At 34.0% G+C, this 12,631-nt stretch carries 7 protein-coding genes; 2 read left to right on the forward strand and 5 right to left on the reverse strand.

Annotated elements, in window-relative coordinates; translation table 11 throughout:
- Nucleotides 1-857 precede the first annotated feature (857 nt).
- A complete protein-coding gene (locus H3R25_RS02445; RefSeq protein ID WP_198194212.1) occupies nt 858-3,743 on the reverse strand; it encodes an AMP-binding protein in 2,886 nt (961 codons plus the stop codon).
- 472 nt (nt 3,744-4,215) lie between these two features.
- Here H3R25_RS02445 and xerS point away from each other — a divergent pair, with 472 nt between their 5' ends.
- Nucleotides 4,216-5,301 (forward strand): tyrosine recombinase XerS, encoded by a 1,086-nt coding sequence (gene xerS, locus H3R25_RS02450; protein WP_198194213.1) that lies wholly within the window; start codon nt 4,216-4,218, stop codon nt 5,299-5,301.
- An 18-nt stretch (nt 5,302-5,319) separates the two neighbouring features.
- Here the strand turns inward: xerS and H3R25_RS02455 are convergent, their stop codons facing one another.
- The 3 genes from H3R25_RS02455 to H3R25_RS02465 all read right to left on the reverse strand — a co-directional run bounded on the left by H3R25_RS02455 (nt 5,320) and on the right by H3R25_RS02465 (nt 7,367).
- Nucleotides 5,320-5,955: an NUDIX hydrolase N-terminal domain-containing protein gene (locus tag H3R25_RS02455; protein ID WP_198194214.1), complete on the reverse strand. Its 636-nt coding sequence runs from the start codon at nt 5,953-5,955 to the stop codon at nt 5,320-5,322.
- 49 nt (nt 5,956-6,004) lie between these two features.
- Nucleotides 6,005-6,880 (reverse strand): DegV family protein, encoded by an 876-nt coding sequence (locus H3R25_RS02460; protein WP_198194215.1) that lies wholly within the window; start codon nt 6,878-6,880, stop codon nt 6,005-6,007.
- 73 nt (nt 6,881-6,953) lie between these two features.
- Nucleotides 6,954-7,367 carry a MarR family winged helix-turn-helix transcriptional regulator gene (locus H3R25_RS02465; protein ID WP_187157911.1) on the reverse strand — a complete coding sequence of 138 codons (414 nt, stop codon included), beginning with the start codon at nt 7,365-7,367 and terminating at the stop codon, nt 6,954-6,956.
- A gap of 351 nt (nt 7,368-7,718) precedes the next feature.
- Between H3R25_RS02465 and H3R25_RS02470 the strand changes: the two genes are divergently transcribed.
- The gene (locus H3R25_RS02470; RefSeq protein ID WP_198194216.1) at nt 7,719-9,407 is read left to right on the forward strand and encodes an NFACT family protein; all 1,689 of its coding nucleotides are present in this window, start codon (nt 7,719-7,721) and stop codon (nt 9,405-9,407) included.
- 46 nt (nt 9,408-9,453) lie between these two features.
- Here the strand turns inward: H3R25_RS02470 and H3R25_RS02475 are convergent, their stop codons facing one another.
- Complete coding sequence (locus tag H3R25_RS02475; RefSeq protein WP_198194217.1) at nt 9,454-12,630, reverse strand: carbamoyl phosphate synthase large subunit; 3,177 nt, start codon at nt 12,628-12,630, stop codon at nt 9,454-9,456.
- Between the last annotated feature and the right edge of the window lies 1 nt (nt 12,631).

A 12,631-nucleotide genomic window follows, 5' to 3' on the forward strand; every position in this document is an offset into this window, starting at 1 on the left:
AGCAAATGTTTGAGTTCAATTGTCTAAAAAGATCAGTTTAATAGGACCAAAATACTTGTTTACGGATACTATCTTCTGCTGTGCTGTTAGTGTGATTTTAAGCGCGTCAAAATAATTTTTGCTCGATAACTGATCAAATCGATTAGCTGATTCGGCAGAATTTTCACTCAATTAAGGTAGAAAAACGATTTTTGAACAAAAGTAGAAAATTGTCGAAATTCATTGTTCAGTTAATTATATTTGTAGAGAAATTAGGGCGTTTATTCCTTAAAGGATCCCATATGGTCAAATATTCAATTTGGGTCAAAAAATGAAGTGACTCAACTATTTTTTGGTTGCTATCATTAAAACTATAATTTTAATGATAGGTATAAACGTACACTATTAGTTGCTTAGTCAAATTTACTTGAGTTTAACTTGTTTAAAGTTATCAAAACGAGTTTAACTTTTTTATCAAAAGTTCTATCGCGTATTTAAAAAGCTGATCTTAGGTTTAAAGATCAGCTTTTTAAATTTTTCGTAGCAAGTCAAACTGATTCTTCGGAAAAAATGCAAAATGTCAGTTCGATTTATACTGATTTGCGGATAAGTTAGAGACGTGAGTAAATGCCTAATGCCTAAGAAACCATAGGAAACCACCAATAAAATAGACTTTACTTCCATGAAATAGATAAAAAACGCCCCTCTCCTCTTGTGTTTTGATAACCTAAAGTTAAATATTCCTTACGCATCAAGCTATATTGATGGTTGAGATGAATTAATTTGTCAGGATGTACTTTATTAAATAAATGCTATGTAAAGTAGTCTGACTAGTACTCTCTCCCCCATCCTTCTGCTCCCCTAGTTACAAAATTGGACTAAATAGCCATTTTATTTAAGTACAGTATTGATTTTAGACGTATTTTCTTGTCAGCAACTGTTACTTCATATTTTTCTTTTTGTAGTAATTTACCATATGAAATAGCATAAACATACCCTTGGCTTGAAGTGAGAGTAATATAATTGGGCTTAAAAGGAAGGCTTTTAATTTCCTTTATTTCCTCATCAAGCGACTTGGTTTCACCGATGTAATTTGGTGCTAAGTTAAGCTTACGCCACTTGCTTGTTAGTTTTGGTAAGAATGTCATATTTTGACCTATATGATTAAAGATTGAATAACGAATATCAGTGCCAGTTTGATAAAAAGTTTTCCAGTTGTAATACCTTTTTGTAAATGTAGTAATGGAATCATCCTTTTTTATTAAGAATGGAACAGTAGAATGCAGATCTCCAATAATATTTGATGCGTCAAATCCTGCAAACTTCCGAATATTCAGCGATAATTCTCCGGTAACAGTATCGATTGCTTTTTCTTGAGCAATAACTTTACCTATCAAGAACATTGCTATGATATATGCGTCATCCGCACTAGTCACTTTATGTTTAAATTTAATGATATGAAGAACGTTATCGTCTTTTGTTAAATTTAAATCAGTACTCGTATCAGGGAGTTTAAGCAGTAGTTTTTGCAAATCATTATTTTTATTAGTTTTTTCAATGTATTGCATAAAGCTAGCAAAAGAACTGTCTGGTAATTTTTTTATGTCAAAATTGTTTTCATACACATTTACAAAAACACGCTCTATTAACCGAAGGGACGCAGCGTCTATTACGTGATGCGAAAATATCAATCTTAATTCACTTGTTTGTTCATTTATTAGAACTAAATAGACAGGCTTTCCTACATCACTGTACATTATCTGTGCTAATTCATTATCACTAATATTTTCTTGGGCTATATAAATTAACGGATGGGCTTCTTTTATTTTTTTAAAGAAAAGAGAATCATCTTTAAAGAACCAGGCAAACTTCAAGATATCAATTTTTTCGGCTAATTTACAAAAAAGCTGCCTAATTTTTTCGACCTCTTTGGCTGTCACTTCTTTTAGTTTAAAACTAGTATAGATAATCGATTTCTTGTGTTGTCTGAAAAGACTTTGTTGTGATGATGAAGCCATTATTTGTTCGTCGTCATATGTGAATGACAGGTTTTTCATCATATTGGCAAGATTAATTAGATCTGCTTTTAAATTAGATGTAGGAGTTGTAGTTTTTTCATTTGTCTCATTCCTAGCAGCAATAACTAAATTTACTACGTCATTGGATGTAACCAACATTGAAGCCTGAGCCTCATTAATTTTAATATTAAATGTGTGTTCAAGATCTAAAAGCAAGCGTACTAAGTCCAGAGAATCTAAATCAGAAACACGGTTTACATGATACTTGTTTAAAATAGAATCTACTTGAGCCTTTATATCCTTATCCTTGTTCTCATCTGAGTTCAACGTGTAATACTCATTAATCATTTTTTCCGTTGCAAATTTACGATTATAGGTATAGCTAAAATGATCTACCTTTAAGATAATTGGTTTTATATAATCTGGAAGTTTGGATAAGATTACTTCTTCTTGGTTATTTGAGCTAATATAAAATATATATATTTTGCCCTTAAAGTACTTTACAACTGCAGATTTGATAGACTCGATTGACGATGCAATTGCCTGAATTTCGCCTAACTCAATACGAATACCATTGACTTCGATTTGATCATCTTGACGATTAAGAAAGACTAATTCATTATCCTGATTCCTAAAGACATTATCGCCAGTAGAATAATATTTATGACCGGCAATTGTTATAAAGCTTTCATTGTTTTTAACTGGATCTAGTAGATAACCTTGTGTAAGACCCTTGCCTCCTATGTAGAGTTCGCCCTTCTCTACTTCTTTTAGTCTGTCCTTATCAAAAATTTTAGCAACGGCTCCATCCAAGGCTTTGCCGATTGGAACAAACTCTTGTTCATTTCCAGTTAATTCATGACATGTTGCGTATAATGTGGTTTCGGTTGGACCATATAAGTTAAAAACTCTACATCCATTGGATAAAGTTGTTTTCAATTTGTTGGCCAATGAAATTGGAAAATTTTCACCTGCAATCATAACGCATTTGAGTTGGAGGAAACATTGGTTATCGGTTATATCCAATAACGCATCAGCAAATGATGGTGAAAGGGATAGATGAGTAATTTTTTGTTTACTAAGTACAGCCGGAACTTCCCTAATGCTGTACCCCTTTTCTAAACAAACCAGAATACAGCCAGTAACAGCGGGAGCTAATATTTCACTTATAGAGACGTCAAAAGAGTATGGGGTTGAAAACAAGAAACTGGAATTTTGATTAATATCAATTAAAGGATAAAGAGTGTCGACAATCCAATTAATATTTTTTTCTGCTAAAAAAACTTTTTTTGGTATTCCCGTACTGCCAGAAGTTGAAAGGATATAAACCGTATCATTATTCTCGAATTGCGCACTTTCTATATTTTGATATGTACAGTCTTCCTTGGAGTCAAAGTCATTAACTTTAATGATTTCTTGCTCTGTTTCTACTGCGAAATCAACTAGTAAGGTGTCAAATTCAACGTCTTCAACTCGTTTTACTGCTTCCGGTAATTTTAAAGCAGAAACTAGTGGCATAGGTATCCTACCAGATAACCAAATTCCAAGTACTGTTGGCAGCACAAAGCAAGTATCATTAAGATAATATGCCACTATTTTTGAACCTTGTTTTCGATCAAGCTCTTGAGCAATTTGCACTGCAATATTTTTTACTTCTTTAAAAGAATAACTCCTAGATTTACTTGTTACAGCTATTTTGGTTGGATTACTTTCAACCTGCTCTTTAAATTTGTTTATTATATACATACACACTGCCTAATTTCTTTTTAACATTTGAAGTAATTATATTACTCTTTTAACTAATATAAAAGATATATATTGTAAAATTATTAAAAAAATATTAATCTTGTATATTGACTTTTATGTCAAAATAAGTAATGCCTCCAAATGCTTATAAAAGCTTTGCTTTTAGTCGGTTAGTTAAGGCTAATCTTAGTAATGTATTCTTAAATTAATGATGTATTTTTCGATAATGATATTGTTTAGATAAGCAGTCATCTAGCTTTATCTAATAAAATATTACTTATTTAATATTATTATATAGTTATATATTGGGTGAATAAATGTGCTATCTAGATAGGCTTTTTTGCTCTATTCAGAAATTTATTATACGAGATTAGCTTCAAATGGTTGTTTTAATCACTCTTTTTAGCAAAAAGACAAACATACATTCCGTTTTTGCTTTATAATGATAAAAAAGCATAGTTAGGAGAACTACGTGGAAACTAAAAAGTACTTAGACCTTATTGAAGAAGAATTGAAGAAAATGCCTGATTTTGTTAAAGAGTATAATTTTGGTACCAATCACTCATTAGCAACTTCTTACCAATATTTGACTGAAATCAGGCGTTTTTTTGATTGGTTAAGGCAAGAAGGAATATCTGACGCTGAAGACAACCAGCATATTACTACTGATACTTTGGCTAATCTTCAGCGTAACGACATAATGCTTTATATCAATTACTTGGGGCATGTTAAAAACCAACAGGGTAATTTAAATTCCCCTACTACAATTAACCGTTCAATCAATGCATTGCGCTCTTTATTTAAGTTTTTAACCATCACAGCCGACAATAACAATGGTGAGCCTTATTTCGAAAGAAATGTTATGTTGAAGATTGACTCACTTAACAATACAAAAACGTTAAACTACCGCGCACATATTTTGGAATCCCACATGTATACTGGTGATTTAAAATATCAGTTTTTGGATTTTATTGATAAAAATTTTGAAAAGCAGTGCAACAAGCATGCCCTGCCATCTTTTAAAATCAATAAAGAACGCGATATGGCAATTATTGCCCTTATTTTAGGAACTGGAATAAGGGTTTCTGAGTGTGCAGGAATTGACTTAGCTGACATCAATTTAAAGAAAGCCTCACTTGATGTAACCCGTAAAGGTGGTCAACGCGACAGTGTACCAATTGCAAAGTGGACGATTAAGTATTTGAACAGTTATCGTGAAATACGCAAGAAGCGTTATTTTGCTGATAAAAAGCAGAATGCCTTTTTCCTTACCAGATGGCATGGTCAAACTAAGAGAATTACAACTAATGCAATTGAAAAAATGGTTAATAAATACTCTGCAGCGTTTGGCCATCCGTTAACACCGCATAAATTGCGTCATACGCTTGCCTCCGAACTTTATGGGGTAACTAAAGATCAAGTGCTCGTTGCGCAACAATTGGGCCAAAAAGGCACATCAGCAACAGACTTATATACGCATGTTGACCAAAAGAAACAACGTGATGCTTTAAATGAAATTGCTAATGTTAAAAATCAAGGAGAAAAAAAGCTGGATTAACTATCCAGCTTTTTTATGTTAGTCACAAATAACTTGCCAATGCGGATCATGTGCAGCCTTTAAGCACATTTTTACTTCATCTGCAGTAGTACGATTTACTGATAATGGTGGAAGATGATCAACGTCAAAATAATCATATTCGGTCGTTTCAGTGTTTACAACGAATTTACCGCCAAGTTCTTTGCAAAGGAAAAAGACACTGCAACAATTAATTGCACGCTCTACTCTTTTTTGATTATGAACACTAACGGATTTATCAATTAGCGCAATTACTTTTTCAATTTCGACTTCGCGTCCAGCTTCCTCCTTAACTTCTTTGATGCAATTTTCAGTCGTTGTTAAATTAGGATCACACCAGCCACCTGGCATTGACCAATGTTCATCAGTCGTTTCTTTAACAAGCAAGATCTTCCCGTCATTAAAAATCGCGGCGCGAACTGCTAATTTTGGAGTCTGGTAACCATCATCGCTACTAAAGAGTTCTTTTACCTGTTTTATTGGTAAACCAGTCTTAGCAGACATCATTTCTGTAGCAATTTCCCTAATTCTGGTATATCGCTCTAGGTCAAAACGGTCGTGACCGTATGCTAATCCGTCTTGAGCAAGACTTTGAAGTTCAATTGCCCAATTAGTAAATTGATCTCTTTTTTCCATGTTTATTTACCTCAAGTTACAAAAAAAGCAGCCTATAAGCTGCTTCTACTTAGCCCAAATCAATCTTATCAATATCAATCATCCAGCCAATTGCAAACGATTTTTCACCCAAGTGCGTAGCAATTACCGGACTAAAGGTAGTGACAGAATAATTCTGGTTAGGGAACTCTTTCTCTATCCACTCTCTAGCTTCATTGACCTGCTCACTATCATTTGAATCAATAATGAAAAGCTTGATTTTATCTTTATAAGGTAATTCATCAATTTTTTGAGTGGTCAGCTTTTTAATTCTTGAAAAAGCACGCTTCATTGAGCGAATTTTCTCAAATGCAACGATATTACCGTCCTTAAAAGTTAACAGTGGTTTGATATTAAGCATTGAGCCGATAAATGCACCAGCATTACTTAAACGACCACCTCTACTAAGGTTATTCAAGTCATTAGGAACAAAAATTTCGTCAATTGTGGAACGAATTTTTTCAACTCGTTCAAGAATGGTATCGAGATCTAACCCATTTTTAATCATTCTTGAAGTGGCCAAAACCAAATCACCTTGTAAACGAACAGTCATTCTTGTATCAATTGGATGTAGATTATATTTTGGATGATTCTCCGCAATATTGCATAAAGTATGATAAAACCCAGAAATACCACTGGATAAAGTAATCGCAATGATTGCCTCATAGCCTTCATCATGTAATTCATCGAAAAGCTTAATCATATCGCCAATGCTTGGTTGAGAAGTCTTGGGAAAATCAGCCCCTTGTCTTTGCATTTCAAACAATTGATCAGGTGTGATATTGATATTTTCCAAGTACTCTTTTCCACCTATGATAATTGGAATAGGAACAACAACTATATTGTTTTCTTCAGCTTCTTTTTTAGTAATAACGCTAGTACTATCAGTAACCAATGCAATTTTCATCTAAATAACCTTTCGATTCTAATCTGTACAACATAGATGAATTATAGCATAAAAAAACAAGTGGTTCGACTTTCTATTTGAGTGAATTCTTCTCTACTTTTTTGACTAGTTTATTAAACATACTGTTAAAAACTGAGATATCTTTATCAGAAAAACCAGCAAATAAGTTTGCTTCGATCTCTTTTAAAGAACTTTTGAGTTCTTTGATTTTGGCAATCCCTTTTTCATTAAGAACAACAGTTTTACTAGAATCATTTTCTGAGCGAGTAATAATTACTAACTCAAGCGTTTTTTTCTGTTGTAACTGTCTGCTCAATGTGGAAAGAGAGATTTTAAGCTTGTCAGCAAGGTCCCCCATTTTGAGGGCAGTATTATTATTCTTGCCAAAATATAGCAGAATGCGCGTTTGTGAAAGATTTAAGCCACATTTTTTACTAATAGCTTTTTTGATACTTTCTGCAATTGTACTAAAAGATAAAATATCCATCTAACTACCTTTTTCTTATAAAGCAACAAATAAAAACAATTTCCTGTTAATTCAATTTGTTAAAACGACCATCAGCATGAATGATATATGCCAAGTTGTGAAACAAATGAATCATATGTAGCAATCAAATTGCTACAAAAGCTGTTATATTATTTTTAGCTTATAGTTATGTAGCAACGATAACCATAAATCTATATTACCAGTATATCTGCTTTTTGCAATAAATAATTTTGTAAGATCGATTAGTTAATATAGTAATATTAGTATCTTATTTTCAGGTAGAGGCTACTTTCTTTAGATACTTATTTGTAAATAATTGGTATAATAGAAAGCGTATTTTGAGGTGATATTATGGCATTTGACGGATTGTTTATTCATAGTCTTTTAAAGAGTATTGAACCAGTTTTAACTGGTGGCAGGCTCTCAAAAATTTACCAGCCTTTTGATCAGGATCTGGTTTTAACTTTTCGAAAAGAACGAAAAAACTACCAATTACTTATTTCTGCAAACGCGCAGTATCCACGCTTCTATTTAACTAAGCAATCAATAAGTAATCCTGATAAGGCACCTACTTTTGTTATGGTGTTAAGGAAGTATCTTGAAGGATCAGTGCTTCAAGGAATTGATCAAGTTGGCGTAGATCGAATTGTAAACTTGCATTTTAGCAATCGGAACGAGCTTGGCGACCAAGTTAAACTAGTCTTATCGATTGAGTTAATGGGACGACACAGTAATGTTATTCTCTATAATGAACATGATGGTCACATTATTGATTTGCTAAAACGAATTAACCCTGATGAAAATCGGGCTAGAATGTTGTTACCCAAAGCTAAATATGAACTACCACCATTGAATCCTGGTGTTAATGGCTTTGAGATAACTGAAGATGAATTTAATAAGCAAAAGTCAGAGCAAGAACCGCTAGCTTTTGCTCGCCAAATTGGTGGGCTTGATCGTGATGATAGGAATGAACTAACCGGTTATTTAGAAGATGATTACTCTTACTCATCTTTTTCAACTTTTATCGGTCAATTTGATAAAAGCGGAGCATTCATCTTACAAACTCCGGAGCATAAACAAAAAATATTCTCGTACCTCCCCTACCATCTTGACTTAACTAAGGAACGCTCATATTCGGACATTAATGAAGCTCTTGAGGACTTTTATCTTGATCAAGCCAACCAGGATTGGGTTAAGCAAAAATCTGGTCAAATAGAGCGTCTAGTAAAGAATGAGCAAAAAAAGTTGACCAAAAAAATTGGTAAACTAAATAAGCAATTGGATTTGGCTGAAAATTCTGAAGGTTACCGAATTCGAGGAGAAATTCTTAATGCCAACTTAAATCAGGTTAAACCAGGTATGACGAAAATCGAATTACCTAACTATTACGAAAATAATCAGCCGATTGAGATAAAGCTTGATGCTGCTCTTTCTCCTGCTCGAAATGGCCAAAAGTATTTTACACGTTATAAGAAGCTTCGTGATTCAATCAAACACGTCAAGGAACAAATTAAAATTGCTCAGGATAATTTAGCCTATTTTGATTCGGTACAAACTGCAATTGATAATGCTGAACCGCAAGATACTGATCAGATTACAGATGAGCTAACAGCCCAAGGCTATTTGAAGAAGCCACAAAAACAAAAGCGAAAGAAAAAAATATCAGAACAAAATTTGAATAAGTTTAAATTGTCTTCTGGAAAAACAGTCTTAGTTGGTAAAAACAATTATCAAAACGATTGGCTAACTTTAAAGAAGGCAAATAAGACTGACATCTGGTTTCACGTTAAGAATATTCCAGGTTCACATGTCATTTTGCAGGACGACGATCCAACTGATAAAGATATCGTGGAAGCAGCTGAAATTGCGGCTTACTTTTCAAAAGCTAAAAACTCAGCTCACGTGCAAGTTGATTATGTTCAAGATAAGCGTGTAAAGAAGCCAAATGGGGCAAAGCCAGGTTTTGTAATTTATACTGGGCAAAACTCAATAGAGGTAACCCCAGAAGAAGAACGTGTTTTAAGTAAAAGAATAGACTAAAAAAGAGGATAATCATTTATCCTCTTTTTTGCTTAAAGTTAAGTTTTTAAATTGGTTGAGTGGTTAGTGACAATGATTCAAGAACCCTTAAGATTAATTCTGTTGTTTCAATACTTGAAAGTACCGGAATATGAATATTTAAAGCTTCATCGCGAATTCTTGTTGCATCTCCGCTAGCTGAATCAGATAAATCGGTAATATTAACTACCATGACAATTTTTCGTTGTCGTATTTTGTCTAAGAGACTGTTTGAGTCCGAATGAATTTTACTTACCACTCCGGTAGTAATCCCCGCTTCAGCCAAGCAATTAGCTGTTCCTTCCGTGGCAATTATCTTAAAACCAAGCTGATAAAAGCGTTTAGCAAGCTCAGTCATTTTCTTTTTATCGGCATCACGCACTGACATGAAAATTGTACCAAAACTAGGAATATGAATACCACTTGCTTCGTATCCTTTATAGAGTGCCTTAGACAGTGCAGTATCACGTCCCATAACGGATCCAGAAGATTTCATTTTGGAGTCAAAGGTGTTCTCACTATGATAGTCGATGTATGAGAACACTGGCATTTTAACATAAATGAAGTTATTGGAGTGCCATAAGCCTCGTTCATAATCTAGCTCATTTAAGTTTTTACCAGTTAAAACTTCAGTAGCACATGCTGTAATGTCCTTGCCCAAAGCCTGGGTTAAAAAAGCAACATTGTGGCCGGCATATGGCTTTATCTGTAACAAATAAACATTGTCTTTAACAATTAAGAAATGGAGTGTAAAAATTCCCCGTAGTTTAATTTGTTTTATTAAGTTAGTGGTATATTCAGTCAAACGTTTTTGGTCTCGTGTAGACAGATTTTGTGGCTTAAACACAGCAATTGAATCAGAAGCATGAGAACCACTTTGTTCTAGGTGCTCGATAATACCTGGTATAGCAACATTTTCACCATCTGATATGGCAGTAATTTCATACTTATTGCCTTCAATAAAATGTGACAATGAAATTTTGGATAACTGATTTTCATTCAAATACTTTTCCAAAGCCGGTTTATCATAAACAACTGCAGATTTTTGCTTTACACCTTGGCTATTGAAACCACCAATTAAAAGTGGAAAATTATTTTCTTCGATAAATTTTTCTCCAGCTTTTTGATCTAAAGTAGTTATCATTTGGGTTTGCCTTAGTGAGTCTAATGAAGAATTTAAGACTTGCTCAATTCGATCTTTGGGATTAACGTCTCCCGTTCCTAGAATACTCAAGCCATTGTTCATCAATCTTTTTGCTAAGCCACTAATTTCTTTGCCTGAAAATTGAAGGAGAACTTCTTTAATCCCTTCTTTCTCGGCAATATGAACAATATTTTCAACTGTGATAGGTTCAAAATAGACTTTATCAGCTTTTTGATAGCTGGTAGCAACAGATTCGTCATTATTGGAAATAATGACAGTGTCATATTTATTATTATGTAAAGTATCTATTGCATGACTTACCATGTAATCAAATTCACTAGTAACTGATACCTGTGAAGGCAACATTCCAACGATTAGGATTTTCTTTTTTGAATCTAACTGGATTGATTCATCTTGTACGCCGAAAGCACTATAAAAAGCATGCACCTTTGGTTCATAAACACCAGCTGAACCGTCTATTTGCAAATAAGCTGGCTTTAATTGGAGCCGTTTGATTCGCTTCTCTACTTCTTTTAAGCTGATTCCAGTTAAATCTGAAATCAACAGGTTACGGAAACCTCTCTTTTTTGCTTCGATTAACAAGTCGTCAGTAACTTCTTCTTCGGCTAATTGACGACCAAGATGCGCAAGATGTTCAAATTTTTGATAATAGACGGGATGGATGCTGATGATTTTTTGCAAATCCTGGTATGTAAATCCCTTAGAGATTGCAGCTAATAACTTAATTAAATGAAGTTCATCAGGATGAAGTAAATCTTCAATTATGTCCGCGTCATTTTTTGCTATTTCTTTACGGAATTCATTAATTGCAATTTTGACATTAACGGTTGATGCTAAACCCTTTAGAAAAGCTGATTCAAAATTTTGGCCAATTCCGATTGCTTCCCCACTGGCTTGCATTTGACTACCAAGTTGATAATGATTAGTGCCGGACTGAGTTAATGACCAGAATGGTAATCTGATTGCTATTTTATCCTGTGCTGGCTCAATCGCTGCGTTGAGTCCAGACATTGGATCTGTGATTTCATTTAGATGGTAGCCAATAGCTACTTTGCAAACAACATAACCTAAACTATATAAGCCAATTCTTTGTGACCAAATTGCGCTACGAGTTAGTCGTGGTTTAATGGACAGGACACGCACCGCAAAATTGGTACCATCGTGTTTGACAGCAAAATGAATGTTTAAAATCCCAACAACGTTCAAACTAGCAGAAATTTTTTTGGCGATTTTTCTCAAAGTTTGGACTTGGTCATTATTAAGCGTTAAAGCAGGCATTACTGCTGCTGAATCGCCAGAGTCAATGGAAACCGGTTCAATATTGTCCGCCAAACTAGTAAATAAAACATTGCCATTACTATCTCGGATAATATTGAGAATGATTTCTTCCCAATTAGAAAGATCTTCAGTTAAATAGTAGCGATTTTCAGGAAAATCTTCATTTTGACGCTCTTCTTTAAGATAGTCTGCAATATCTTGCGCATTACCAAAAAGCATTTTTTTATCGTCTAAGTATGGCTTTTCTTTAATTAACAGAACAGGATATCTAACTTGTTCTGTTAGTTGTTTTTCAATTTCATCTGCTGTAAGCCCCGATAATTTTAAGTATCTGCTGGCTGAAATTCCGTTTTTAGTTAAAAAGGCGGTCATCTTCTCTTCCGTATTAACTTGAAGAGTCTGTTCATTAATCGTCAGTAACCGAATACCCATTTGACTCAGAATGCCATCGCTTACCAATTCACGTGTGACTTTTATTCCCATCGTGGAGCCATAAGCTGAAATAATGGCACTCGGCTCTTCCATCCGGATAATTCGTTTTAAGAAATCCAGTGTCATAGGTTCCAAGTAGGTTGTCACTTTAGGCTTTTTGTCAGTTGAAACTGTTGCAGGGTTGGGATTTACCAGAACAACCTGAATATCATCTTCAACTAGTGCTTTGATTGCGTCACTAATTAAAATGTCGGTTTCAGAAACACTACCAATTAAGGTGGGTCCTGATCCAATGATGAGTACTTTATTTAAATCATTATCTAAAGGCATA

Source organism: Lactobacillus sp. M0390, assembly GCF_016102085.1.
Classification (GTDB): Bacteria; Bacillota; Bacilli; order Lactobacillales; family Lactobacillaceae; genus Lactobacillus; species Lactobacillus apis.